The sequence below is a fragment of the Acinetobacter sp. WCHA39 genome, assembly GCF_002165385.1.
Taxonomy (GTDB): Bacteria; Pseudomonadota; Gammaproteobacteria; order Pseudomonadales; family Moraxellaceae; genus Acinetobacter.
Genome location: NZ_NHRP01000015.1, coordinates 50,742 through 75,691, shown reverse-complemented (window position 1 = coordinate 75,691; position 24,950 = coordinate 50,742). Strand labels below are relative to the sequence as shown.

Sequence of the window (24,950 nt, the reverse complement as noted above, 5' to 3'; positions counted from 1 at the left end):
TTTCCAAGTACATCACTTGGGTATGACCGTATTTAATGCTATTGTGAGCGCCACTGCAACAGTAAGGTATCCTGTTTGTGAGCTTTGATCTCAGTGTTATTCCACATAAAAACATTATATTAGCGGTTACTGGCGGCATTGCTGCCTATAAAAGTGCGATTTTAGTCCGCCGTTTAAAAGATTTTGGTTTCGATGTTCGTGTCGTAATGACACAAGGCGCACAAGCATTTATTACACCGCTCACTTTTCAAGCACTTTCAGGAAACCCTGTACATACCGAATTGCTTAATCCTGAAGCAGAAGCAGGCATGGGACATATCGAATTGGCACGTTGGGCTGATCTGATTCTGGTTGCACCTGCAAGTTGTGACAGCATTGCAAAATTTGCCAATGGTTTGGCAGATGATTTACTGAGCACCCTATATTTAGCAACCAAAGCACCTGTTTGGGTTGCACCTGCTATGAACCAGCAAATGTGGGCAGCAAAAGCAACGCAACGCAATCTACAAACTTTGGTTGAAGATGGTGTGCATGTCATTATGCCTGATGCTGGTGAACAAGCTTGTGGAGATGTTGGTCTAGGTCGCATGCCTGAACCTGAGGATTTAGCTAAACAAGTTGCAGCTTATTTTCATAAAGCACAACGTGCAATTGCTGAGAAATTTGGTTTACTCGCTGGCAAGCGTGTCACGATTACAGCTGGACCAACGCGCGAAGCAATTGATCCTGTCCGTTATATTTCTAATCACAGTACAGGAAAAATGGGTTTTTCTTTGGCAGCAGCATGTTATGCGGCTGGTGCAAAAGTCACTTTAGTTGCAGGTCCAGTGAGTTTAGATACACCAAATGGTGTACAACGGATTAATGTAAGTTCAGCTATGCAAATGCTTGAGGTCAGTATGAATCAGCTTAAAGAAGGTTGTGATATTTTTATTGCAACTGCGGCGGTTGCTGATTATCGCGTGGCTCAAGTTGCAGAACATAAAATTAAAAAAGCAGGTGATGAACTTGCAGTCGCTTTGGTGAAGAACCCAGATATCGTGGCGACGATTGCAAAGCAACAACAACGTCCATTTATGGTTGGGTTTGCAGCTGAAACCCAAAATGTTGAGCAATATGCAGCAGGAAAATTGGTTGCTAAAAAACTCGATATGATTGCGTGTAATGATGTGTCTCGACCTGATATTGGTTTCGCTTCTGATGAAAATGCAATGACAGTATTTTTTGCTCAGTCATACCATATGGAAAAGCGTGAGTTAGAGAAAGCGTCAAAGCAAGAGATTTCGCAACAGTTGGTAGAGGCAATACATGATGCTTTACTACAGAAGTCGTAAATAAAACAGTTTTACTTTTATTAAAATGCAACGAAATCGTTGCATTTTTTATGTATGCTAAAACAGCGCCGCAATATATGCGGCCAAATCAGAGTTCAATAAGTTTTGCTTCTGATCAGCCATCTACAGCCACAGTTTTCGATAGGATATCTTGATGATTAAAAAAACTTTAGCCACCGTGATTATGTTTTCTTCTCTTGCCCTTAGCAGCACCGTTATGGCTGCGGGTTTACATGATGATATGGAAGCTTTAGGTAAAAACTATAAAGCGTTTAACCAAGCTAAAAATCCACAAGCAGCGACAACTGCTTTAAATAATATGCGTAATGCAGCAACGCATTCAAAACAATATAAATTAGCGGTAAATACAACGGACAAAGTACCGACCTCAACAACTTTATTTGATCAAATTATTGTTGAGATTGATAAGGCTAAAGTACTTGTTCAAGCAGGTAAATTAGATGAAGCAAAAAAACAGGGCAAAAAAATTGCCGAGTTACGTGATCAGGGACATAAATACTATACACATTAATCTCATCGAGATGATTGGTGAGTCATCCCTTGTAATCAGCTAAAGTATTTTATGTTCTATCTTTTAAAAGCTGTGCTTGAATGAGCACAGTTTTTTATTTGTACAGAGAGAAGGATAAACAAAAACTTAAACTTAGCATGATTCAGATTTTCACTGCATTTTAAAATTGATACAGTGAAAATGTGAATGATGAGAGGTGGTCTATGTCCTCACAACAACATTATCAAAAAGTTGCTCAAGCAATTGCTTATATTCAACAAAATTTTCAGCAGCAGCCACAACTTGATGAGGTGGCAGCTCATATTCATTTGAGCTCAGCACATTTTCAGCGTCTATTTACGGAATGGGTAGGGACGAGCCCTAAGAAGTTTTTACAATATACCAGTATTGAATATGCAAAACAGATTCTGAAGCAGCAACAGGGCAGTATCTTTGATGCGACTTTTGCCACAGGTTTATCGAGTACCAGTCGATTACATGATCTTTTCCTTCAGATTGAAGGAATGACGCCTGCTGAATATAAAAATGGTGGTGAAGCTTTAACAATTTCTTATCAATTTGCAGACACATTATTCGGTGAGGTTTTAGTTGCTTCAACATCCAAGGGGATTTGTGCTTTAACATTTGTAAAAAAACCAACAGAAGCTTTACAGCATTTAAAAGAACAATTTCCTAAAGCAATGTTTATTGCTCAATCAGATTCACTTCAACAAAGTGCTCTAGCCCTATTTCAGACAGATCACAATCAATTGGCCAAGATTAAATTACATTTAAAAGGGACTGCGTTTCAGTTGAAGGTTTGGCAATCTTTACTCAAAATTCCAATGGGTCAACTCACGACTTATGGAGAGCTTGCAAAATCGATTGATCATCCTAAAGCCGCACGTGCGGTGGGTACTGCAATTGGTAGTAATCCGATTGCTTTTCTGATTCCATGCCATCGTGTGATTCAATCGACAGGTGCATTCGGCGGATATGAATGGGGGCAAGTGAGAAAAACGGCAATAATTGCTTGGGAGGGTATTCATAGTCATGCAACTATTTGATATTGAAGCTGACTCAGAATATAACTGGCTGCCTTATGATGGTACGGTACAGTACTACGGTAAAGTCGTTCCCCATTTGTCTGCCGATGATTATCTTGATAAATTGCTGCAAAACATTGCATGGGAAAATGATCAAGCAATCATTTTTGGGCGAAAAATCATTACCAAAAGAAAAGTGGCTTGGTATGGTGATCAGGCATTTGAATATACTTATTCAAATATCAATAAATATGCGTTGCCTTGGACAAAAGAATTACTTGAATTAAAGGTACTTGTCGAAAGCTTAACAGGTGAATTATTTAACTCATGCCTACTCAATCTTTATCACACAGGTGAAGAAGGCATGGCTTGGCATAGTGATGATGAAACAGATCTTAAAAGAGATGGTGCAATCGCTTCACTCAGTTTTGGGGCAGAAAGAAAATTTGCATTTAAACATAAACATAGCAAGGAAAAAATCGAGTTGTACTTAGAGCATGGCAGTTTATTGGTGATGAAAGATACAACACAAAGCTACTGGCTACATCGTTTACCACCCACCAAGAAAGTGACCACACCTAGAGTTAGTTTGACTTTCAGAACAATTGTTGATTGATTATTTGACAATAAAAAAGGACTGAAAATCAGTCCTTTTTTAATACTATGATCAGCGTAATTATGCTTGACCTTGTGCATCAGCATCCGCTTGTAAACGTTGCATGTTTGCTTCGAACTCAGCATCAAAGTTAATTGGTGTAAGTAACAATTGTGGGAAGCTACCCTTAGTGACTAAGTCATTTACACACTCACGTAAGAATGGGAATAGAATATTTGGGCAGTATGCACCTAAAATGTAAGGAAGGCGATCTTCTTCTACACCATCAATAAGGAAAATACCTGATTGAGTTACATCAACGATGAACGCAGTTTCATTTTCATTATTTGCTTGAACCACAACTTTTAAAGACACTTCATAGTGTGTTGGATCAATTTTTTCTGCTGTAGAAGATAAATTGATATTGAGTTCTGGCTGCCATTGTTTAGTAAATACTTGCGCACCAGGAACCTCAAAAGAAATGTCTTTTGTATAAATACGTTCTAACGCGAGTTGTGGTTGAACTTGTTCTTCGCTCATGGTTTTTCCTTAAATCTTGGAGTGTGTTGTTAAGCTAATAATTGGTCGAGTTTACCTTCACGCTCTAAGGCATAAAGTTGATCAAAACCACCGATAAATTGATCTTTAATAAAAATTTGAGGCACAGTACGATGATTGGTACGTTGCATTAACTCAATACGAACTTCAGGGGCTTCGTTGGAAAGATTAATTTCTTTATAAGCAACGCCTTTACGCTCAAGTAATTGTTTTGCACGTACACAGTATGGGCAAGACAGCGTTGAATAAATTGTGACGTTTGGAGTTGTCATCTTATTGCTCCTTAAGCTTTGGTTTTACTTTTAACTAAGGGTAAGCCTTGAGCTTTCCAGTTGCTGATACCACCATCTAGACGATAGCTATCTGCATGCGCAACTTTTTGTAATGCTGTACCCGCAACTTGACCTAAGTTACATATAAATACCAATGGACGATCACTTGCTTTTAATTCATCTACATGACTTGTGATTTGGCTATATGGAATGTTACGGCTACCGCTGATGTGACCATCACGGAAATCTTTCGCATCACGTAAGTCGATCAACATGGCATTTTTTGCCTTGACCAAAATACCGAGTGATTGTGGTGAAATTTTACGGCCATTGCGTTGTCCTTCTAAAATAAAGAACAACACAATTAACACGCCGAGCGCACCAAACAAGAAGGGGTGATTCCCCATAAACTCTAACCAGCGTTCCACAAGTCACCTAAAGTTAAAATCAAAATTGACCCTGAGTATAACTTATCTCTATGGTGATCAAAAATGTTAGTTCAAGGGCAAAACTTGAAGAAAACTAACTTTTTTGCTGCGCTTCTTGAATCTCATCAATGAGGCGTAGGTAACTGTCTAAACGACGCGGCAAAATTTCGCCTGCATCAACCGCTTGTTTTAGGGCACAATTTTTCTCATGTGTATGGGTGCAGTTACGGAACTGACACAGCCCTAAATGGGCTTCGATGTCGGGAAAACCTGTACGTACCTTTTCTAAACTGAGATGCCATAGCCCAAATTCGCGAATTCCAGGAGAATCAATTAATGCACCGTTTGTTCCAAATTTAATCAAACGTGTTGAGGTGGTGGTGTGCTGACCAAGTGCTGAATTTTCGGAAATCACATTGGTTTTCTGTGCAGCATCTGGAACGATGGTATTGATGAGCGAACTTTTACCGACACCAGACTGCCCAACGAAAGCCACCGTCTCATTATCCAAACGTGTAGACAACTCAGATAGATCACCACGAGAATGACAAATCAGGGTTTCATAACCCAAAGTTTCATACTCACTGAGCATCGTGAGAATAGGATCATGGTCAGTCAGTAAATCTGATTTGTTGAGTACCAATAACGCAGGAATGTTGGCATCGGCACAGGCCACTAGATAACGGTCAATCAATGTTGGAGCAGGTTCTGGTAACGGCGCAAATACAATCACAATCAGGCTAATATTTGCCGCAACAGGTTTAACTTTATGATAACGATCTGGTCGAGTGAGTAATGATTGTCTTGGATAAATCGCAGTAATAATACCTAAGCCCGTATTCGGATCTGCTTGCCACTTGACTCGATCACCTGTAACCAAGAGTTCTAAATTAGTACGAGTATGACAGCGCCAGATACTGTCTAACTCGATTGGTTTCCAGAATGGTTCTGGTTCACCTTCGGCAATTTGTGGTTTTTCAGGATGTTGTTCTGGAACCGATAAGGCTTGCACTTCGAGTTGACGCCCATAATGCTGAACAACCAACCCATCTAAATCTTGCGATGTATCAATGTCGTCTTGACGGGATTTGTGTTGTTTCTCAATACGACGCTGTTGTTGTTCAGTTAAACGACGCTTACGAATTAAAGCCATTCATGTCCCAAAAAATCCACACTTTGAAGACCGCAAAAATAGCATGAAGCCACTATAGAATTACAGCCAAGATGTAATTAATTTGCTACTATTGATGTTTTTAAGCCCTTTAGAATCGCTATTTATGAGCAGCACCCCAGATACACGATTAATTTGGATTGACCTTGAAATGACAGGTCTTGATACTGATAATGACAAGATTATTGAAATTGCAACAATTATTACAGATGACAACCTTAATATTTTAGCTGAAGGGCCTGTTTTAGCTGTTCATCAATCAGATCTCATTTTGAATGCAATGGATGAGTGGAATACCAAGCAACATGGTCAATCTGGTTTGATCGAACGCGTAAGTCGCAGCAAGTTGAATGCACAAGATGTAGAGCAGCAAACACTTGAGTTCTTAAAGAAATGGGTCAATCCAAAATCTTCACCGATGTGTGGTAATTCGATTTGCCAAGATCGCCGTTTCTTACATCGTTTAATGCCAGAGTTGGAACAATTTTTCCATTATCGTAATTTAGATGTGTCTTCTGTCAAAGAGTTAGCGAAACGCTGGAGACCTGAAATTATGAGTGGTTTAAAGAAAAATGCCTCACATTTGGCGATGGACGATATTCGTGATTCGATTGCTGAATTAAAATATTACCGTGAATACTTTTTTATTATGAATCATTAAAAGTCATTGATTCTCAAAAGTAGTTAGCTGAGATATTGGCTAATAAAATGGTAACCCCAAAATAATGAGCATTAAACTGATTATTTTGGGGTGAATTTTTGATGTATACATTGATTGATAAGTGATTTTAGTTTGAAGCCTAGCAATTATGTGCAGTATTTTCATTTTTATAAATTAAGTAATTATCCAATAAACTAAAAAGTATACAGGCAAAAACAAGACTTATTCCAGCGATGCACGTCATTGTCCAACCACCATGATTCCATGAAAAAATCCCAAGTGCAGAGCCACAAGCACCGCCTGTAAAATACGCCGTCATATATATGGCATTAATTCGAGATTTTGCATCAGGTCTTAAACGGAAAATAATACTTTGATTACTAGTATGGACAAGCGCTAAAGCCAATTGGATAACGGCAAATCCAAGAATGTAGCTGAATAGAAAAGTTTGTGCAAAATAGAAACAAATCCAACTGAGGATGAACAAGCCACAACCGATCCAAGTTAATTGTTTGGTATAACCTTGGTCAGCGTAACGACCTATATATTGAGTTGATAATGCGCCGAAAATACCGACAAGGCTAACCATTCCAATCACAAGGTCAGGAAGATGATGTGCTGCTGTGAGCAATAAAGCAATCGTTGAGTACAAAATACTGACTGCCGCAAATGCAAAAGCACCTGTCAATGCACGTAATAGCAAACGTTTTTCTTGTTTTAATAATTCAGCCATAGAGACAAAAATTTGTCTGTAATCCATTTTGATTCGCATAACATATGGAAGTCGACTTTTGAGTGCATAAGCCAAAATCAACATTAAAATACCACTCACGACATAAATGACTTTCCAATGAAACAAATTTGAAAACAGCCCTGCAAGACTTGTGGAAAGTAAAATACCAACCAATAAACCACTCATGAGAAAGCCAACAACTTCACCTGTTTTTTCTGGTTCAACAGTCATGGTTGCGAGTGGAATTAACACTTGAGCAGCGACAGAAAATAGTCCAACTAGAATTGTACCAATCCAAAGCATTGGTAGATTCACAGAGAAAGCACAAATAAATAGGCCTACCGCACATAATGCCATTAAGAGCGGAATAAATTTGGTCTTATTAACGACATCGCCCATTGGAACAATAAAGAGCAAACCGAGCGCATAAGAAACTTGAGCAAAAGTTACAGTCAGGGCTGCTTGCCCCTCTGTCACTGCAAAAAATTGCTGAATGGAGTGAATTAAGGGTTGGCTATAATAGTTTGCACCTGCGCATAAACCACATGCTGTTGCCATAAACCAGAGTAAGGCTTTATTTTGACTCATATTTTGGGTGTTTGACATAATATTCTCTTCTCTGGATCTTAGGCAGTATACGCAGTCGCTTCGATTTCAATTTGCATTTCTGGTAATGCTAAGCCTGTGACTGGAATAAGTGTACAAACAGGGAATTCATAAGTTTTCCAAAGATCCACTATTGTTTTAATCACCAGCTGATGTTTCTGAGTGTCATGATCAACAATCAGAACACGTAACACGGCAATATCTGAAAGTGTTGCTTGAATTGAGGCTAAAGCCTGTTGAATATTATAAAAGACTTGTTGTACCTGTTGGTCAAAAAAAGGTGAAAGTTCACCATTTTTATTTTCTCCACCTTGCCCCGCGAGATGAATAATTCGCATATTCGGTTTCACAACAGCAATATGACTATATCCATTGCTTCTAGGATGATAGAGCGCTTCAGGATGAATTATTTGAAAGGCTTGAGTATTTATTTTATTCATTACGGTACATCTTTATAAAATATGATATCTGCTACTATCAAAGTTCAAGTTAACTAGAGATCAAGGAAATTTTGAAACAATATTCCTCAGAAACATGGCTTAGCATCGGAAAACTTGCAAAACGTAGCGGCGTAAGTGTTCCAACCATTCGTTTTTATGAAGAAAAAATCTGATTTGGAGTACTAGAACGGAGGGGGATCAGCGTAGGTATCAGCGTGCGATGCTTAGGCGAATTGCAATTATAAAAGCAGCTCAACAGGTTGGGATCAGTTTAAAACAAATAAAACAAACGCTGAGTATCTTACCAAAGCAACAAGTGGCTACGAAAAAGATTGGCAAATTATGTCACAAGAGTGGCAAGGGCAATTGGATCAGCAAATCATGATGTTGTTGCAGTTAGGCCAACAATTGGATCAATGTATCGGTTGTGGTTGTTTGTCTTTGGAGCAATATCTTTTGCGAAATCCTGAAGATTGTCTGGGAGAGGGGGCAATAGGTGCACATTTTCAAGAAATTTTATTTTTAATGAATCAAAAAAATGAGTCAGAATTTTAAAAGATGATTTTATTGCACTAATTTTGTGCATTTTTTGAGGTTTTACTAGACAAAATCATACAAATATCACTTGAAAAAATGCCATTTAAAATTTTTACATTTATTTTTGATAATTATCTTGATTGATCGCTATTCGCATCTTTGAATCATTTTGAATGATTTGCTTAGTCTTTACTAATCGATAATTTTATCTGTAAAAATTTGATCGAAGTCGCTCTAAAAACGCTATAAATGTTCTAAGAAGCCAATCCCACCGATTGATTGCATGATTATGATGCAGATTCGGATGGTTTATAAATCACAATACGTTCAATATCTAAACCAGATAAGTAATTTGTATTGATTATAAGTCATTGATGCAACAAAGCCCTGATTTATTATTTATACCTTACTTTTTTATCTGATGTTGATGACTGAAAAAGATAGTGAGCTGGTGAGTTTGTTTAAATAATCAGATTTACTTATATAGTATATAAAGATAAAGTTTTTTTACTTATAAGTAGGCAAACATGCTGATTATATAAGTTGTAAACATTAATCTGAATCATCAGTTCAAAATATAGGTATTTATTAAATAAATATTGGGTGGAATTTTAAAAAAGTTCCATTAGAATCCAAAATTCAACAAAGAATACTCCTGGGGGAAACATTGCTACTTGCGATGTTTACTTAAGAAAAACTAGCTTGAGGAACGCTCATGCAGATCGGAATCCCAACCGAAACTGTTGCAGGTGAAAGTCGTGTAGCGGCAACACCAGAAACAGTTAAGAAGTTGATTAACGCAGGTCATAGCATTGTCATTCAACGTGGCGCTGGTGTTAAAGCAGCCTATATTGACAGTGCTTATGAACAAGTTGGCGCAACTATTACGGACGATGCTTATACAGGCAGCCAAATTATTTTGAAGGTACGTGCCCCTAAAGGTGACGAAATTCAAAAACTTGCGGCAAATACAACTGTAATAGCTATGTTTGACCCTTACCGCAATCCAGAATTAGACCAGTTTGCTACTCAGCAAGTGTCTGCTTTTGCTTTAGAGTTACTTCCTCGTACGCTTTCACGTGCACAAAACATGGACGTACTTTCTTCTCAAGCAAACTTAGCGGGTTATAAATCTGTATTGTTAGCTGCGGCTGAATATCAACGTATGTTCCCAATGTTAATGACGGCTGCGGGTACAGTAAAACCTGCGCGTGTTGTGATCATGGGTGTTGGTGTTGCTGGTCTTCAAGCGATTGCGACTGCAAAACGTTTAGGTGCGGTTGTAGAAGCAACTGACTTACGTCCAACGGCTAAAGAACAAGTTGAGTCTTTAGGCGGTAAATGGTTAGACGTACCAATGTCAGATGAAGAAAAGCAACGTGCTGCTGAAGCTGCGAAAAGCGGTTATGGCTGGCAGCCGGGTGAGCAATACATCAAAGATCAAGCTGCGATTGTAGATAAAGCTGTATCAAATGCTGACATCGTAATCACGACTGCATTGATTCCGGGTCGTAATGCTCCGCGCCTGATCAAGGCTGAAACTGTTGCCAAGATGAAACCGGGTTCTGTCATTTTAGATATGGCAGTTGAAACGGGTGGTAACGTTGAAGGTTCTAAAGAAGGCGAAACTGTTGTTACTGAAAATGGCGTGAAAATTTTGGGTATCCCAAACATTCCAGGCACAGTTGCAACAGAAGCATCTGCATTGTATGCCCGTAACGTTTTCAACTTCCTTGAAACATTATTCGACAAAGACAAAAACTTTGCGATCAATCAAGAAGATGAAATCCAAAAAGCGTTACTCGTGACTCATGGCGGTCAAGTACTGCTCAAGCGCGGTTAAGGAGAGTTCTCATGGTTGAAACGATTACAATTTTCGTCCTTGCCATCTTCGTAGGTTACTACGTAGTTTGGGGAGTAACACCTGCGTTACATACACCACTTATGGCGGTAACGAACGCATTGTCTTCAATCATTATCGTTGGGGCAATGATCCAAACCGTGGGTATGCCTGTGATTGGTGTTGAAGCAAATGTAGCTTTCCAAAGCGTAAACGTTGTGAGCATCTTGGGTGCAATTGCTGTGTTCTTGGCAAGTATCAACATTTTTGGTGGCTTTGCTGTAACTGCTCGTATGCTTGAAATGTTCAAGCCGAAGCAAAAGAAAAAAGAGGGCTAATAGATGGAATTTATTCGAGACTATGCGGATTGGTTCTACCTGATTGGTGCCGTCCTTTTTATCTTAACTTTGCGTGGTTTGTCAGGTCCTAAAACTGCAATCGCAGGTAACCGTTACGGCATGATCGCTATGGCGATTGCTGTAGTGACAACCTTCTTTGTTGCAGAACATCCAGTTGTTTGGATGATCGTTGGTGCGATGGTACTTGGTGGTGTTGTTGGTATCGCCCGTGCGCGAACTGTTCCGATGACACAAATGCCTGAAACAGTTGCTTTAATGCACTCATTGGTTGGTTTGGCTGCGGTATTAATTGCGATTGCTGCGATTTTACACAACAATCAATTAACAGCATTATTTGCTGAAAATGAAGCTGCTTTAACTGCTGCTGGCGTACAGCATGCTCATATGAGCAAAGTTCATTTATTTGAATTGTTTGTAGGTTGCTTCGTTGGTGCGATTACATTTACAGCATCAGTATTTGCTTACGGTAAATTAGCTGCTAAGAAATGGGCAAAAACGATTTCTGGTGCATGGGTTAAACCTGTTCAAGCGCTTATCTTTGCTGCAATGCTTGCGGCAGGCATTATGTTCTTCTTGACGAATAACATGACTGCTTTCTGGGCGATGACAGCACTTGCACTTGCATTTGGTTGGGTTTGGATTGCGCCAGTTGGTGGCGGTGATATGCCAGTTGTGGTATCGCTTCTTAACTCATTCTCTGGTTGGGCTGCAGCTGGTATTGGTTTCACACTAGAAAACAATATGTTAATCGTTGCTGGTTCACTTGTAGGTTCTTCTGGTGCGATTCTTTCTTACATCATGTGTAAGGCGATGAACCGTTCAATCATCAACGTATTGTTTGGTGGTGCGATGGGTGGTGCAGCAGTTGCTACAGCGGACAAAGGCGAACAAGTTCAACGTAACTATCGTTCTGGTTCAGCAGATGACGCAGGTTTCTTGATGTCAAATGCTGACAGCGTTGTGATTGTACCTGGTTATGGTATGGCGCAAGGTCGTGCACAGAATGCAGTTAAAGAATTATGTGAAATCTTAAAAGAACAAGGCGTAACAGTACGTTTTGCGATTCACCCAGTGGCAGGTCGTATGCCTGGTCACATGAACGTATTACTTGCTGAAGCTGATGTTGCGTATGAAGACATCTTAGAGATGGATGAGATCAACTCAGACTTCCCAGCAACAGATGTAGTACTTGTAATCGGTGCGAACGACGTAGTTAACCCTGCAGCGAAAGATGATCCAAGTTCACCAATCTATGGTATGCCGATTCTTGAAGCTCACAAAGCTCGTACAATCATGGTGATCAAACGTTCTATGGCAACAGGTTATGCTGGCTTAGACAATGACTTGTTCTACAATGAAAAAACAATGATGATCTTCGGTGATGCGAAGAAAGTTGTTGAAGATATGACGAAAGCAATCAATGGTGGTGGTCACTAATCTGACCCTATCAGGATTGAAAAAGCCACCCTTGGGTGGCTTTTTTATTTTCGATTTAATTAAAGATATTTTTCTACAAGATCCATAGATTGAGTATAAAGATCGCGCGCAAGCTGTTGGTTTTTAGCATGCGGTGATTTCCAATCTGGCATATGTGCACTGACATATTCACCATTACGATTTGCCCAATGATCTGCAATAGCCATATCTGTAATTAACTTTGCAGGAACCGAGGTGGGTACTAAACCAATTTTCATGACTTCATATACTGGTTTAGGGAGTTCTCTATAGATATCTGATGCAACACCGCCTGGATGTAAAGCATTATTGGTAATTGTGCTGTTTGCCATTTGTTCAGCCAGTGCATTGCTGAATAAAAGATTCGCTAATTTAGATTGACCATAATAAAACAGCGGATTGTAAAAACCTTCTGCACGGAACTTATTAGGTTTGATTGAACCTGCCCAATGTGCAATCGAAGCAAGATGTACGATTCGGGCTTTAGGTGCTTTGTCTAATACTGGGAGTAGTTTTTGCGTCAAAAGAAAGTGACCGAGATAATTCACCCCAAATTGTTGTTCAAATCCATCAGCAGTGAGTTGCTTGGTTTTGGCAAAAAGGCCAGCATTGTTGATTAAAACATCTAGATTGCCATATTGATTAGCGATTTGATCTGCCGCTTTTCGGGTTTGTTCAAGACTATTTAAATCAAGTGAAACTAAGTCTACTTGTGCTTGATCAAGTTTACGTAATTTTTCTTGTGCAGCTTGTGCTTTTTGAGGATTGCGGCAGGCAAGAATGACATGTTGTCCTTGTTTGACCAATTGTTCCGCTGTAGCAAAGCCAATTCCTGTATTTGCACCTGTAATCAAGACCTTCATGTGTTACTCCTGTGATACTTTTTATTAACCGAGTTCTAAGGTGGTGTTATAGTGCGTTAAAATTGACAATTTGTCATGTCAATTTTTTAAAATTACCAATAGCTCATCTTTGTACTTTGAGTAAAAAAACTTTAATCATCAATAAGAATGTTAAATCGCTTTTTTATGATAGATAAATATAAACCAATAAATTTTTTGAATAAATGAAGTTTGTTTTGGCATTCTATTTGCATTTAATTTCTTGTTCTTTTTAGGGGAATTATATGAAAAATGTCGTATTGATTTTGCCATTTCTGTTGTTTCTCTCTTCCGCTACTTTTGCCGAAACTGCACCTAATATTCAAGAAATTCGCCTTTCCTTGGATAGCGTGTGGGTGGTTGTTGGTGGAATTTTAGTTTTCTTTATGCAAGCAGGATTTGCTTTGATTGAAAGTGGATCTGTTCGTAGCAAGAATACGGTTAATGTTCTTATGAAAAATTATATGGACACCTGTATAGGTGGCATCATTTTTTGGCTATTTGGTTTTGGGTTGATGTTCGGTTTAAATCAAACAGGCTGGATAGGATGGGGATATTTTATGCCGAGTCAATTAGATGACTGGCATTGGAATTTATTATTTTTCCAAATGATGTTTGCAGCAACAGCAACCACGATTGCAAGTGGTGCGATGGCAGAGCGTATCCATTTTGTTGCCTATGTGATGAGTGCCATCTTTGTCAGTGGTGTGATTTATCCGATATTTGGAAGTTGGGCTTGGGGAGGGTTGTTTGGTGGAGATGGTTGGTTAAAAGCTCTGGGTTTCATTGATTTTGCAGGTTCAACAGTCGTGCATTCAATTGGTGGTTGGGTGGCACTGGCAGGCATTATCGTGTTAGGACCACGTTTAGGTCGATTTGGTCGCAAAGGGCAAAGCCATTTTTTAGCAGGGCATAACTTACCTCTCGTTGCATTAGGAGGCTTTATTTTGTGGTTTGCTTGGTTTGGTTTTAATGCCGCTTCAACCGTTGCAGCTAGTGTTAGTATTGGGCGTATTGCATTGAATACACATCTTGCTGCGTGTGCGGCAGCTTCAACTTATATGATTTTTGCACTGCTTCAATCAAAAGCAGTCTTGATGCGTCATACGATTAATGCTTCATTAGCGGGCCTAGTCGCAATTACGGCAGGATGTGCCACAATGTCATCGCCGTTTGCCATTATCACAGGGGCAATCGCTGGATTTTTAATTACCTTTGTTCCACAATTTATAGAAAAGATGCAATTAGATGATGTCGTGGATGCAGTGACTGTTCATGGTGTTTGTGGTGCATGGGGGACATTAGCCGCAGGTATTTTCTTTGAAAAAGCACTATTTAATTTAGATATTATTCTTGTTCAAGCCTTAGGTGTGGGGGCTGCATTGATTTGGGGATTTGGTGCATCTTTTATTATGTTTAAATTACTCGATAAGCTCTTGGGTGGTTTGCGAGTTTCACAACAACATGAACAACGTGGTTTGGACTACACTGAACATGCGGAGTTATCTTATCCTGAGTTTCAAAGAGATGTGACTTTTGAGACTGAAAACATCACTCATCGGCATTAAGGGGTGATTGCTATGGTGGAACTGACAATTGAACAAAAGAAGCAGGCAGTCACAAAAGGATTATCCCAATTTTTGCCAGATACCGTGTTGCAACGTGTTTTACACTATTGGGAAAGTGAATATGGTCATCAGCCTTCTTTTGTATTAAACCGTTTTTTAAGTGAAATTTGTACAACACATGAGTTGCAGTTGGTCCGCAAAGACATGTTGCGTCAGGTCTTGCATGAAATATCGATTGTTGAAAAGCAGCAACATCTTGAGGTTAAAGACGATCTAGATGTGGTGATTGCGGAAGAAGAGCAGCCTGTAGATTTATTTCAAGCTTTTTATGATTTTATTATCACAATTTTAAAGTCAGTTCATCGGAATGATTATTTAGAGTTCGTAGATGAATTGGGGGTGAAAATGAAAAAGCATCGCTTATTGGCTGCTTATCGATTTATTGATGGTTCAGAAAAAAATTGTCTTAATCAAATACCTCAAACACTCTATGCTGAACTGATTACAATTTTTTATGCCATTTATTGTGATTTTTATGGACCAAATAAAGCTGATCAGCTCTATGCGCAGATTAAGAATACAGTGAAGCAACAATATCCTGAAATTGATTTAAAACAGTTACTATGAATATAAAAAAAGCGACCAATTTGGGTCGCTTTTTTGAGCATTACGCTACTGATTCTGGTACACGCCACAAACTTTCTAAGTCATAGAACTTACGGGCGGTAGGTAGCATAACGTGTACAACAACGAACCCTAGATCAATTAGGATCCATTCAGCGTCTCGTTCACCCTCAACACCAATTGGGCGAAAACCTGCTTTACGTGCTTCATCAGCAACATTGTCAGCAAGTGCTTTGACGTGACGAGTAGATGTTCCGCTTGCAATTACAATCGCATCGGCAATATTGCTAATAGAACTTACATCAAGTTCTAGAATATCTTTGGCTTTTACATCAGTAAGGGCTTCATGTACAACTTTTAAACAAGCATGTACATCTTTGTTTGCTGTTTTGATTTTTAGGTCGTGAGAATTAGAAGCGCTGGGCGATGGTTCTAAATTCATAGAGGGTATATTTTCCTGACAATTGCTCATCGTCAAATATACCGTTTTTCTCTATAAAATTCAAATTTCAGCAGTAACAGTTTATGTATTCACGTCATTGGAAAAGTACTTTTCTTTCCATGCAAAAGATTGATCTGATTGAGTTTTTGGTCGGTATTCTGCACCAATATAACCTTGATAGTCACTTTGACGTAACCAGTCAAAAATTTGCTTATAGGGAATATTTCCTGTGTCAGGTTCATGTCGATTTGGATAATCGGCAAATTGGATATGTCCAATTTGATGTAAATTTTCCTGTAATCCAGCCAAAATCTCTTCACCCATCATTGCCATATGGTAACAATCGTACTGCATTTTTAAAGCAGGATGGTTGACGACTTCCAGCATTTCTTGGGCTTGAGCGATATTCTGAACTAGAAAACGTGGCATATCTGTGCCATTAATCATTTCAAAAATGGGTTCAATACCTTGTTCAGTGAGCATGTGGCAAGCAAGTTTCAAATTGCTTGCTAAGGTATTTAAACAGGGTAAGAGGTCAGCATCTTGAGGCTGTTTACCCGCTAAAATATTGACTCGAGGAACATTCAGAGCCTTTGCATAACGAATTGCAAGCATAAGGGCATGATGGAATTCAATTTCTTTTCCAGGAATACCTGCTAGACCATTACCGCCCTGCATTAAATCGCCAGCAGGCACATTAATGAGGCAAAGAGAAAGATCGTATTGTTCAAGCTGAGTTTGAATGTCAAAAATTTCTAATTCATATGGGAACTGAATTTCGATATGTTGGAAGCCATGTGCATGAGCTAAAGCAAAACGCTCAATCAAAGGGACTTCCGTAAAAATCATCGACAAATTGACTGCAAGATGGCTCATATTCAATCTCCTTCAATCAATTATTATTGCTCTATATATTGAATAATAGTCGCTAAATCATTATCAGCAAAGCCGTTTTCTTGGTGGGCTTGTAACTGTAGTAGAGCTTTTTGTGCAACAGGTATATTTAGGTTAAAGCTATGTGCAAGTTTTAATGCATTGTTAAGGTCTTTGGATAAGGTCTGCACTTTCCATTGCACAGGCTCGAAAGTATGTGTTGCCATACGAGGAGCTAAAATTTGAAATGGTTTAGAATCTGCAAAACCGCCCGCGAGAGCAGGGGCAAGTAAGCTGGTATCTACGCCTGCTTGGCTCGCTAATGCAACAGCTTCTGCGATCAACGTGCTATTTGCAGCAACTATTAATTGATTACAAATTTTGGTGGCTTGTCCAGTCCCTGTTTCACCCATACGGGTGACACGTTGTGATAAGACTGTATAAATAGGCTCGAGTGCTTGGATGGTGTGTTCATCGCCACCAGCAAAAATGACCAATGTACCTTGTTCTGCCCCGATAGTCCCACCTGAAACAGGCGAGTCAATCCAAGTCACTTGTTGCTGTTGGGCAGATTGTGCCAATTGTTGTGTCGCGGTTACCGACAAGCTAGAAAAATCAACAATCACTTGCTCTGCTTTCAAATAGGGTCGGATTTGATCGAAAACGCTTTGAACAGCTTGATCATCCGCTAAACATATTAAAATAACAGGATATTCCGCAATCTTGTTTAATTCTAACTGAGTTGCACCTTGTTGAATAAGTGCTTCACATGCATGTTGGCTTCGATTCCATACCGCTACAGTATAACCAGCTTGAAGAAGTCGAGAGGCCATACGTGTACCCATTAAACCCATACCTAAGAACGCGATAGGTGTTTGTTGATTCGCATGCATGTGAATTTATCCTCGTGCTTATTTATATTGGCGCGGCAAGAATTGAATTTCTGGATTCTTATCTTTTTTACGTGCAAGGCTACTGTTTTTACCTAAAAGTAATTTAAGCTGCCACAGTTTTTCTAAACGTAAAGCCTTTTCAGGTTGATGTTCCATTGCATCCAATACTCGTTTTGCTGCCATAATTGCATCTGGCGAGCGCTGTAAGATTTCTTGAGCGATCACGTTTGCTTTGGCTAATGGATCTTGATCTAAATGTGTCACTAGACCAATTTCTTTAGCGTATTCTGCGTCAAAGATACGCGCAGTCAGCGTTAGTTCTTTGGCTAGATCAACGCCGATCAGCCCTTTTAATGAGCGGGTTAAACCCATGTCAGGTACTAGGCCCCAACGGCTTTCCATAATCGACATTTTAGTAGTGGGAGTCGCAATACGAATATCCGCTGCGAGTGCAAGCTGCATTCCCGCACCAAAGCAAAAACCTTCGATCGCTGCAATAACAGGAATAGGCAAATTTTGCCAAATTAAAAAAGCTTTTTGAAATAAGCTTTGTCCTGGTTTGATCAGTTCCCATGCTGCAAATGCTGTATTTTTTGGATTATTTAGATCTGATAAGTCGATACCAGCACTAAATACCTGTGCTTCACCCGTGAGGATGACACAACGAATTGAACGATCTTTCTCAATTTTTTTAGCTGTTGCAACCAATTCTTTTAATAATGCAAAACTCATTGCATTGCGTTTATCTGGTCGATTTAAGGAAACAGTTGCAATCCCATTGTTCTTTTCAACGCGTAAAAGTGCCATTTACCATACTCTTATTGTGTTTGATTGGGGCAGCATAGCATGAGTCTTCAACCTGAAACATGACACCGCAGTCACATTAAATGTCATGAGCGTGTAAAATGAGATTTGCGGCTTGTCGCACCTGTTCAATGGCTGTATTTAATTCATTAAAGCGATAATTTGTTTCCCGAATAAAGCCGTCGTCTGCTTTACGTCGTTCTTTACGCAGGGTTGAAATGAATTGTTCAAACTCGCCCGAAACCTGTTGCAAATTCGGTGTTCCTACGTATCGAGTAGCACCATATAGACGGTGCAATACATGTTCCAGTTGAGGGAAGTCTTCCATTTCAATCAATTGTTGCATTTCAGCAAGTTCAGTATCGAAACTGTCTACCAACATATTCAATAGATCTTGTGCTAGATCTTCTTTGTTCGCTGCTAATTGAACACTTTGTTGCCAATTCAAAATTTGAGGATCAATCGTTTCAATCGAACGTTTTTGTTCCGTATTTGCTGGTTGGGAAGAGAAATTGTTTTTCGTCCAGTGCGTTAAGATTTGAATGATTTGTTCCATTTGAATCGGTTTGGTTACGTAATCATTCATACCCACTTTGAGTAATTTTTGCTTTTCGTCTGCTAGAGCATGTGCCGTGAGTGCAATAATCGGAAGTTGCATGCCTGTATCTAAAGTTGACTCTAAGGAACGAATTGCTCGTGTTGTATCAATTCCAGACATCACTGGCATTTGGATGTCCATAAAGACTAAGTCAAATGGCGGTAATTTTTGTTGTATACGTGCTTGAATGATATCAATCGCTTTCTGCCCACTGAGCGCTTTTGTAGTGGTGACGTTCAATTCACCAAGTAATGCTTCCAATACAATCAAGTTAGGTAAATGATCGTCTACAGCAAGTATATGTAATCCTTGACCATTAAAGTTTTCTGGTTCTGGCTCAAAGATAGGTTGATTTCCCAATAACTGAACTAGTTCACGACGACTCAACGGTTGGTAGAGCGGCCGCGCACGATATTCATTCAGCATGTTTGGCTCAAGGCTCATTTGATAACCGTAAACGGCTAAATTTCCTTGGTAACGCTGACGAATTTCTTTGAGTAGTGCTTCTGTATCACCACTATGGTCAACGATGAGCCATGTATTTTCTTGCTGATTTAAATGATTCAGACGACTAAATAAATCCAAAATTGATTGTGTTTCGATATGTGAGACACGGTAGTTTTCTAAATATGAACGAAGCACACTCGCTGTGGCAGGATGGGCAAGGTAAGAGACTACTTTTAAATGATCGAAATGTGGATGCTCAACAAATTCATCTTGTTCATCTACTTTAAATGAAGCCGTAAACCAAAAAGTTGAACCTTTTTCTGTCGGGGCACGTTCTTGGTTGTCTTCAAAGCCAATTTGACCATGCATCAAATGAACAAGTTGTTTGGAAATCGCTAAGCCTAATCCTGTACCTCCAAATTGACGAGTAACGGAAGCATCACCTTGAGAAAATGATTCAAATAATTTTTTACGGTCGGTACCACTGAGACCAATACCACTATCTTGAACGCTGAAATGTAATAGGCATTGTCCAATATCATTATCTTCCATACGTACACGAACAATGATTTCACCATCTGGAGTGAACTTAATGGCATTGGAAATGAGGTTGGTCAGAATTTGTTTAAAACGTAAGGCATCGCCAACCACATGCTGTGGAATATTCTCAGCGTAGTAAAATGCCATATTGATATGTTTTTGCGCTGCAAGCGGAGAAAGCATATCCATCACATCAAAAATAGCTTCTTCCAAATCAAATGGTGCAGTTTCGAGTTCTAATTTACCTGCGTCAATTTTAGAGAAATCAAGTACATCATTAATCAGTGCCAATAGGTGAGCAGATGATTTACGAATAGTCTGTAGGTATAGGTTTTGTTCATTGCTGAGGTTCTGCTGACGAAGCAATAAATGAATAAAGCCATCAATACTGTTGAGAGGTGTTCTTAGCTCATGGCTGATATTGGCTAAAAAGACTGATTTAGATTGATTTGATGAAATCGCTTGGTCACGTGCTTGACGATAGGTAATGTTCTGAACTTCGAGTGTGTCTAAGGTACGACGTAAGTCTTCTTCGGTTTGTTCTGTATGTTCTTTCAGTTCCAGAAAACTAAAATGCAGACGTTTCACCATATTGGAAATGTCTCGCTGGAGCAGGCGTAACTCGCCTGTACTGTTCACCACAATATGCTGATCCAGCGTATCGGCATTCAGGCGCTGCATCTGCATACGAATTTCATAGAGTGGCGCCAGCCAGCGCCGTGAAAAAACATTCAGGCAAAATAGTAAAATCATCAGGGTAATTAGCCCTGTCGCTACCAGTGAAAGCAGGATTTTATAACGGGTTAGTTCCAGTGGCTGATTGTCCAGTTCAATCATTAACCAGACTGAATCGGGCTTGCTGCTATCCAGTTTGGCACCATAAATACTGTTGTGGTTGTGTGGAATCGGACCAAAAAAATTACTGTTATTTGGAAAAGTTGGCCAAAAACGATTATTTTGATAACCAATACTGAGATGGGTTTGCCCTTGATTATCAATAATGACAGCGCGTTGTAAGTTTTTCTCATCAAACATTTTTTGCATAATGTTTTGAGCGCGATCATATTGATCGGGGTGTTGTTGTACCAGTTGCAGTAATTTTTCTGCGGTTTGATGATAACGAGCTAAGATCGCTGAAGCATCGGAGTGCTGTTGTTGTTTGGCTGCACTGGTGGTTTCAGATAAAACCCATAAAATTCCAACACCTGTCAGTACGGCGATCGGCACTAAAATAAGTGCAATCAATTGTCCATAAGCATGATTGAGCCGTAAGCGTTTTGACAGGATTTTATTGAAATTTGACATAGTGCGGTCAGATTTATCATTCTGTGCAACATCTTAGCATGCTTTGTGGCAAACAGAGGTACGGGCTAGCCAATAAAAAGCATAGTGAAAAGGTGCAGTATTTCTTATTTTTTCATACAATAGTCGCCACCTTAATATCGGTGTCGATCATGACGAATACGCAAACTGATTTTTTAGCAGATGAATTTTTACTAGATTATTATGTCGGTAAAAGCCCTTTAGTGCGTTTGCAACGTTTAGCAAGTCATACTCAAGCTAACGTATTAGCGAAATTAGAAGGTAATAATCCTGCTGGTTCAGTCAAGGATCGTCCTGCTTATAACATGATTGTTCAAGCAGAGAAACGTGGACAAATTCAACCTGGTGATACTTTAATTGAAGCCACTAGCGGTAACACTGGCATTGCTTTAGCCATGGTTGCAGCCATGCGTGGTTATAAAATGAAGTTGATCATGCCGAATAACATGAGCCAAGAACGTAAAGATGCAATGTTGGCTTATGGTGCTGAGTTAATCGAAGTGACTAAACAGCAAGGTATGGAAGGTGCACGCGATTTAGCTTTACAAATGCAGGCTGATGGCAAGGGGTTTGTGCTGAACCAGTTTGGTAATCCAGACAATGTAGAGGCGCATTACCTCACAACTGGACCTGAGATCTGGAAGCAAACGGGCGGAAAAATTACCCACTTTGTCAGCTCGATGGGGACGACAGGAACCATTATGGGGGTCTCTAAGTATTTAAAAGAACAGAACCCTGATATTCAAATTGTGGGCTTACAACCCTCTGATGGTTCGAGCATTGCAGGGATTCGTCGTTGGCCAGAAGAATATCTTCCAACTATTTTTGATCGTCGTCGTGTGGATCGAATTATTGATATTCCACAAATCGAAGCAGAAAAAACCATGCGTAAGTTAGCACGTACTGAAGGTATTAGTGCAGGTACTTCTTCTGGTGGTGCAGTTTGGGCATCAATTAAAATTGCTGAAGAACATCCAGATGCTGTGATTGTCTGCATTATCTGTGACCGAGGTGATCGTTATTTATCAACAGGGCTGTTTTCAGTTCAAGATTAAAATCTCCCCCTAATCCCTCTCTGTTAAAAAGAGGGAGAACACCTTCCTTTATAAAAGGTGGGTTGGGAGGGATTTCAAGAGATTTCAAGATGAATTTACGTTTTCCAATTTTAGTTTTTGATATTGAGACACTCACCGATTTAAAGGCGGGTGCTCATCTTTATCATCTTGATTTACCTGAAGCCGATGTTGAACAGGCATTAACGAAGATTCGCCGTCAAGAATCTGGTATGGATTTTCAACGCCTACCTTTGCATGAAATTGTGTGTATTTCAGGTTTGTGGATTGATGAAAAAGGGATTCGACTTTTTTCATTTAGTCAGGAGCAAAATACAGAAGCTGAAATTTTGACTAAATTTTTATCTATTTTTGATAAGAAGCAACCGACACTAATCAGTTGGAATGGCTCGCAATTTGATCTGCCTGTGATTTTATTCCGCGCCATGTATCATGGTTTGTCTGCGTCAAGTTTATTTGATCAGGGTGAAATTGATAACCAAAAGCGTTTCAATAACTATCAAAACCGTTATCACCATCGTCATGTCGATTTGATGGATGTGATGGCAATGTTTAATGGTCGAAATTTTCAAAAACTTGATGATGTTGCTTGCCTTTTAGGATTCCCTGGGAAACGTGGTGAGACTGGTTATCATGTGCCAGAGTATGTGAGTACTGAACAATGGTTAAAACTGACCAGTTATTGTGAAGGTGATGTTTTAAATACATGGTTGATCTATTTACGTTGGTTGTTGCTCAAAGGGCAGCTTAATCAACATGATCATCAGCATTGGCTTCAAACCACGATCGATTATTTACAAACTCAAACGCAACAAACAGAATTCTTACAGGTATGGCAACAAACATCGCAATATACTGTATTTACCGCAAATACGTTTGCGCCAAAAAATTAGGTTGATCTTTTGAAACATAAAGCGAAACAGCGCCCAGCTCAATATCCAACATATACCTTTCAAATCGAAGCTTTTTCTCATGAGGGGCGAGGGATTGCGCATTATGGAACGCATCCTGATCATCCAAAAGAAAAGCATGGCAAGAAGGTTTTCATTCGTTATGCGCTCGTGGGTGAAACAGTACAAGCCAAGATTAGCAATCAAACTTCTCGTTTAGAAGAAGCGGATATGGTTAAGCTAGAAAGTGATGCGGCTGTGGGACGAGTCGATCCGATTTGTCCGCATTTTGGGGTGTGTGGTGGCTGTAGCTTGCAACATATTCATCCAGATGAACAGATTTTATTAAAACAGAATGTATTAAAGTCACATTTACAACATTTTGCTGGTTTACAACCAGAGCAATGGTTAGATCCAATCCGCTCTGAAAAAATAGATTATCGTCGTCGTGCTCGAATCGGCGTTCGCTATATTGCGAAACAAAATCGTTTGGTGATGGGCTTTCGTGAGCATCACAGTAATCATTTAACACCGATTCAGCAGTGTCATGTTCTTGATCAGCGTTTGTCCGAAAGTTTAGTAGAGTTGAGAAAACTACTCGAAAGTCTAACAGGCAAAGCCCACATTGGTCATATAGAATTAGCAATGGGTGATACCGAGACAGCCTTATTGATTCGCCACTTGGATGAATTAAATGTGTCGGATGTCAACCAATTACGTCAATTTGCGTTACTAAAGGATTGGCAGTTGTATTTACAACCTAAAGGTGCAGATAGTTTACATCGTGTTGATGATGCTCAAGCACCGATGCGTTTGCACTATAGTCTGGATGAGTTTGCGGTTAAATTTGCATTTTCACCTTTAGACTTTACTCAGGTGAATAGTGGTGTAAATGCAAAGATGATTCACTTGGCATGTGAATTGCTAGATTTACAGAAAGGGGAGAGAGTGCTCGACCTATTTTGTGGACTAGGTAATTTTTCCTTACCTTTAGCACGTTGTGTTGGTGAGACAGGTCAGGTCGTTGGTGTTGAAGCAAGTGATGAGATGGTACAACGGGCAACTGAAAATGCGAAAGCAAATCAATTGTCTCAGGCACTGTTCTTTTCACAAGATTTAACAAAAGACTTTTCGCATCATTCTTGGGCAAAACAGGGATTTGATGCATTATTAATTGATCCTCCTCGATCAGGTGCATTTGAGGTTATGCAATATGTACCTAATTTTGGAGCAAAAAGAATCGTTTATGTTTCATGTAATCCATCAACGCTGGCAAGGGATGCGGGTGTACTGGCACAATATGGTTATCAACTTAAAAAAGCAGCAGTCATGGACATGTTTACCCATACTGAGCATGTTGAATCAATTGCCTTATTTGAAAAAATTGAGCAATTTGAAAAGACCCAAGAGATAAACGATTAGAGAATGAGTTACATATCCAGAGGAGA

At 39.5% G+C, this 24,950-nt stretch carries 25 protein-coding genes and 1 pseudogene; 14 read left to right on the top strand and 12 right to left on the bottom strand.

Features of this window, described 5'->3' with window-relative positions; all coding sequences use genetic code 11:
* The first annotated feature begins 77 nt into the window (after positions 1-77).
* The 4 genes from coaBC (at position 78) to CDG56_RS09415 (ending at position 3,507) form a co-directional block, all read left to right on the top strand.
* Positions 78-1,334 (top strand): bifunctional phosphopantothenoylcysteine decarboxylase/phosphopantothenate--cysteine ligase CoaBC, encoded by a 1,257-nt coding sequence (gene coaBC, locus CDG56_RS09430; protein WP_087547711.1) that lies wholly within the window; start codon positions 78-80, stop codon positions 1,332-1,334.
* 154 nt (positions 1,335-1,488) lie between these two features.
* Positions 1,489-1,866: a cytochrome b562 gene (locus CDG56_RS09425; protein WP_087547710.1), complete on the top strand. Its 378-nt coding sequence runs from the start codon at positions 1,489-1,491 to the stop codon at positions 1,864-1,866.
* A gap of 203 nt (positions 1,867-2,069) precedes the next feature.
* Positions 2,070-2,912, top strand: coding sequence for a bifunctional transcriptional activator/DNA repair enzyme AdaA (locus CDG56_RS09420; RefSeq protein WP_087547709.1), 843 nt, complete (start codon positions 2,070-2,072; stop codon positions 2,910-2,912).
* Complete coding sequence (locus tag CDG56_RS09415; RefSeq protein WP_087545581.1) at positions 2,899-3,507, top strand: alpha-ketoglutarate-dependent dioxygenase AlkB family protein; 609 nt, start codon at positions 2,899-2,901, stop codon at positions 3,505-3,507. Before CDG56_RS09420 ends, CDG56_RS09415 begins: the two co-directional genes overlap by 14 nt.
* Positions 3,508-3,567: 60 nt before the next feature.
* Here the strand turns inward: CDG56_RS09415 and secB are convergent, their stop codons facing one another.
* From secB to rsgA, 4 genes are all read right to left on the bottom strand, one after another.
* A complete protein-coding gene (gene secB, locus CDG56_RS09410; RefSeq protein WP_087536577.1) occupies positions 3,568-4,026 on the bottom strand; it encodes a protein-export chaperone SecB in 459 nt (152 codons plus the stop codon).
* A gap of 29 nt (positions 4,027-4,055) precedes the next feature.
* A complete protein-coding gene (grxC, locus tag CDG56_RS09405) occupies positions 4,056-4,316 on the bottom strand; it encodes a glutaredoxin 3 (protein ID WP_087545584.1) in 261 nt (86 codons plus the stop codon).
* 11 nt (positions 4,317-4,327) lie between these two features.
* The gene (locus tag CDG56_RS09400) at positions 4,328-4,744 is read right to left on the bottom strand and encodes a rhodanese-like domain-containing protein (RefSeq protein WP_087536578.1); all 417 of its coding nucleotides are present in this window, start codon (positions 4,742-4,744) and stop codon (positions 4,328-4,330) included.
* Between the two features lie 94 nt (positions 4,745-4,838).
* Positions 4,839-5,897 (bottom strand): ribosome small subunit-dependent GTPase A, encoded by a 1,059-nt coding sequence (gene rsgA, locus CDG56_RS09395; RefSeq protein ID WP_005164291.1) that lies wholly within the window; start codon positions 5,895-5,897, stop codon positions 4,839-4,841.
* A gap of 124 nt (positions 5,898-6,021) precedes the next feature.
* Between rsgA and orn the strand changes: the two genes are divergently transcribed.
* Entirely contained in the window at positions 6,022-6,576 is a 555-nt protein-coding gene (gene orn / locus CDG56_RS09390) for an oligoribonuclease (protein ID WP_087547721.1), read from the top strand.
* Between the two features lie 139 nt (positions 6,577-6,715).
* Here the strand turns inward: orn and CDG56_RS09385 are convergent, their stop codons facing one another.
* Positions 6,716-7,915 carry an MFS transporter gene (locus tag CDG56_RS09385; RefSeq protein ID WP_087547708.1) on the bottom strand — a complete coding sequence of 400 codons (1,200 nt, stop codon included), beginning with the start codon at positions 7,913-7,915 and terminating at the stop codon, positions 6,716-6,718.
* Between the two features lie 20 nt (positions 7,916-7,935).
* Entirely contained in the window at positions 7,936-8,355 is a 420-nt protein-coding gene (locus tag CDG56_RS09380; protein WP_087536581.1) for a RidA family protein, read from the bottom strand.
* Between the two features lie 71 nt (positions 8,356-8,426).
* Here CDG56_RS09380 and soxR point away from each other — a divergent pair.
* The 4 genes and pseudogenes from soxR (at position 8,427) to CDG56_RS09360 (ending at position 12,528) form a co-directional block, all read left to right on the top strand.
* Positions 8,427-8,910, top strand: a pseudogene (gene soxR / locus CDG56_RS09375) (redox-sensitive transcriptional activator SoxR).
* Positions 8,911-9,607: 697 nt separating this feature from the next.
* Positions 9,608-10,735: a Re/Si-specific NAD(P)(+) transhydrogenase subunit alpha gene (locus tag CDG56_RS09370; protein ID WP_087536582.1), complete on the top strand. Its 1,128-nt coding sequence runs from the start codon at positions 9,608-9,610 to the stop codon at positions 10,733-10,735.
* An 11-nt stretch (positions 10,736-10,746) separates the two neighbouring features.
* Positions 10,747-11,070, top strand: coding sequence for a proton-translocating transhydrogenase family protein (locus CDG56_RS09365; RefSeq protein WP_004681730.1), 324 nt, complete (start codon positions 10,747-10,749; stop codon positions 11,068-11,070).
* Between the two features lie 3 nt (positions 11,071-11,073).
* Positions 11,074-12,528 carry an NAD(P)(+) transhydrogenase (Re/Si-specific) subunit beta gene (locus CDG56_RS09360; RefSeq protein WP_004906661.1) on the top strand — a complete coding sequence of 485 codons (1,455 nt, stop codon included), beginning with the start codon at positions 11,074-11,076 and terminating at the stop codon, positions 12,526-12,528.
* A gap of 59 nt (positions 12,529-12,587) precedes the next feature.
* Here the strand turns inward: CDG56_RS09360 and CDG56_RS09355 are convergent, their stop codons facing one another.
* On the bottom strand, positions 12,588-13,409 hold the full coding sequence (locus CDG56_RS09355) for an SDR family NAD(P)-dependent oxidoreductase (RefSeq protein ID WP_087547707.1): 822 nt from the start codon (positions 13,407-13,409) through the stop codon (positions 12,588-12,590).
* Between the two features lie 263 nt (positions 13,410-13,672).
* Here CDG56_RS09355 and CDG56_RS09350 point away from each other — a divergent pair, with 263 nt between their 5' ends.
* Both CDG56_RS09350 and CDG56_RS09345 read left to right on the top strand, forming a co-directional pair.
* On the top strand, positions 13,673-14,995 hold the full coding sequence (locus CDG56_RS09350; RefSeq protein WP_087547706.1) for an ammonium transporter: 1,323 nt from the start codon (positions 13,673-13,675) through the stop codon (positions 14,993-14,995).
* A gap of 12 nt (positions 14,996-15,007) precedes the next feature.
* Complete coding sequence (locus CDG56_RS09345; RefSeq protein WP_087547705.1) at positions 15,008-15,622, top strand: hypothetical protein; 615 nt, start codon at positions 15,008-15,010, stop codon at positions 15,620-15,622.
* A gap of 40 nt (positions 15,623-15,662) precedes the next feature.
* Here the strand turns inward: CDG56_RS09345 and rsfS are convergent, their stop codons facing one another.
* From rsfS to CDG56_RS09320, 5 genes are all read right to left on the bottom strand, one after another.
* Positions 15,663-16,061 (bottom strand): ribosome silencing factor, encoded by a 399-nt coding sequence (gene rsfS / locus CDG56_RS09340; protein ID WP_087547704.1) that lies wholly within the window; start codon positions 16,059-16,061, stop codon positions 15,663-15,665.
* 81 nt (positions 16,062-16,142) lie between these two features.
* On the bottom strand, positions 16,143-16,937 hold the full coding sequence (locus tag CDG56_RS09335; RefSeq protein WP_087547703.1) for a hydroxypyruvate isomerase family protein: 795 nt from the start codon (positions 16,935-16,937) through the stop codon (positions 16,143-16,145).
* A gap of 23 nt (positions 16,938-16,960) precedes the next feature.
* The gene (locus CDG56_RS09330) at positions 16,961-17,827 is read right to left on the bottom strand and encodes an NAD(P)-dependent oxidoreductase (RefSeq protein ID WP_087547702.1); all 867 of its coding nucleotides are present in this window, start codon (positions 17,825-17,827) and stop codon (positions 16,961-16,963) included.
* A gap of 18 nt (positions 17,828-17,845) precedes the next feature.
* Positions 17,846-18,634, bottom strand: a complete 789-nt coding sequence (locus CDG56_RS09325; RefSeq protein WP_005164310.1) for a crotonase/enoyl-CoA hydratase family protein — start codon at positions 18,632-18,634, stop codon at positions 17,846-17,848.
* A 76-nt stretch (positions 18,635-18,710) separates the two neighbouring features.
* Positions 18,711-21,521: an ATP-binding protein gene (locus CDG56_RS09320; protein WP_087547701.1), complete on the bottom strand. Its 2,811-nt coding sequence runs from the start codon at positions 21,519-21,521 to the stop codon at positions 18,711-18,713.
* A gap of 149 nt (positions 21,522-21,670) precedes the next feature.
* Between CDG56_RS09320 and cysM the strand changes: the two genes are divergently transcribed.
* From cysM to rlmD, 3 genes are all read left to right on the top strand, one after another.
* Positions 21,671-22,594 carry a cysteine synthase CysM gene (gene cysM, locus CDG56_RS09315; protein WP_087547700.1) on the top strand — a complete coding sequence of 308 codons (924 nt, stop codon included), beginning with the start codon at positions 21,671-21,673 and terminating at the stop codon, positions 22,592-22,594.
* Between the two features lie 89 nt (positions 22,595-22,683).
* A complete protein-coding gene (locus CDG56_RS09310) occupies positions 22,684-23,505 on the top strand; it encodes a 3'-5' exonuclease (protein ID WP_087547699.1) in 822 nt (273 codons plus the stop codon).
* 9 nt (positions 23,506-23,514) lie between these two features.
* On the top strand, positions 23,515-24,924 hold the full coding sequence (rlmD, locus tag CDG56_RS09305) for a 23S rRNA (uracil(1939)-C(5))-methyltransferase RlmD (protein ID WP_087547698.1): 1,410 nt from the start codon (positions 23,515-23,517) through the stop codon (positions 24,922-24,924).
* Positions 24,925-24,950: the final 26 nt, after the last annotated feature.

Excerpts from the sequence above, each read along its gene's own strand:
- CDG56_RS09425 (WP_087547710.1), top strand. The coding sequence starts at position 1,489 with ATGATTAAAAAAACTTTAGCCACCGTGATTATGTTTTCTTCTCTTGCC.
- CDG56_RS09420 (WP_087547709.1), top strand. The coding sequence starts at position 2,070 with ATGTCCTCACAACAACATTATCAAAAAGTTGCTCAAGCAATTGCTTAT.
- CDG56_RS09415 (WP_087545581.1), top strand. The coding sequence starts at position 2,899 with ATGCAACTATTTGATATTGAAGCTGACTCAGAATATAACTGGCTGCCT.
- secB (WP_087536577.1), bottom strand. The coding sequence starts at position 4,026 with ATGAGCGAAGAACAAGTTCAACCACAACTCGCGTTAGAACGTATTTAT.
- grxC (WP_087545584.1), bottom strand. The coding sequence starts at position 4,316 with ATGACAACTCCAAACGTCACAATTTATTCAACGCTGTCTTGCCCATAC.
- rsgA (WP_005164291.1), bottom strand. The coding sequence starts at position 5,897 with ATGGCTTTAATTCGTAAGCGTCGTTTAACTGAACAACAACAGCGTCGT.
- orn (WP_087547721.1), top strand. The coding sequence starts at position 6,022 with ATGAGCAGCACCCCAGATACACGATTAATTTGGATTGACCTTGAAATG.
- CDG56_RS09385 (WP_087547708.1), bottom strand. The coding sequence starts at position 7,915 with ATGTCAAACACCCAAAATATGAGTCAAAATAAAGCCTTACTCTGGTTT.
- CDG56_RS09380 (WP_087536581.1), bottom strand. The coding sequence starts at position 8,355 with ATGAATAAAATAAATACTCAAGCCTTTCAAATAATTCATCCTGAAGCG.
- CDG56_RS09370 (WP_087536582.1), top strand. The coding sequence starts at position 9,608 with ATGCAGATCGGAATCCCAACCGAAACTGTTGCAGGTGAAAGTCGTGTA.
- CDG56_RS09365 (WP_004681730.1), top strand. The coding sequence starts at position 10,747 with ATGGTTGAAACGATTACAATTTTCGTCCTTGCCATCTTCGTAGGTTAC.
- CDG56_RS09360 (WP_004906661.1), top strand. The coding sequence starts at position 11,074 with ATGGAATTTATTCGAGACTATGCGGATTGGTTCTACCTGATTGGTGCC.
- CDG56_RS09355 (WP_087547707.1), bottom strand. The coding sequence starts at position 13,409 with ATGAAGGTCTTGATTACAGGTGCAAATACAGGAATTGGCTTTGCTACA.
- CDG56_RS09350 (WP_087547706.1), top strand. The coding sequence starts at position 13,673 with ATGAAAAATGTCGTATTGATTTTGCCATTTCTGTTGTTTCTCTCTTCC.
- CDG56_RS09345 (WP_087547705.1), top strand. The coding sequence starts at position 15,008 with ATGGTGGAACTGACAATTGAACAAAAGAAGCAGGCAGTCACAAAAGGA.
- rsfS (WP_087547704.1), bottom strand. The coding sequence starts at position 16,061 with ATGAATTTAGAACCATCGCCCAGCGCTTCTAATTCTCACGACCTAAAA.
- CDG56_RS09335 (WP_087547703.1), bottom strand. The coding sequence starts at position 16,937 with ATGAGCCATCTTGCAGTCAATTTGTCGATGATTTTTACGGAAGTCCCT.
- CDG56_RS09330 (WP_087547702.1), bottom strand. The coding sequence starts at position 17,827 with ATGCATGCGAATCAACAAACACCTATCGCGTTCTTAGGTATGGGTTTA.
- CDG56_RS09325 (WP_005164310.1), bottom strand. The coding sequence starts at position 18,634 with ATGGCACTTTTACGCGTTGAAAAGAACAATGGGATTGCAACTGTTTCC.
- CDG56_RS09320 (WP_087547701.1), bottom strand. The coding sequence starts at position 21,521 with ATGTCAAATTTCAATAAAATCCTGTCAAAACGCTTACGGCTCAATCAT.
- cysM (WP_087547700.1), top strand. The coding sequence starts at position 21,671 with ATGACGAATACGCAAACTGATTTTTTAGCAGATGAATTTTTACTAGAT.
- CDG56_RS09310 (WP_087547699.1), top strand. The coding sequence starts at position 22,684 with ATGAATTTACGTTTTCCAATTTTAGTTTTTGATATTGAGACACTCACC.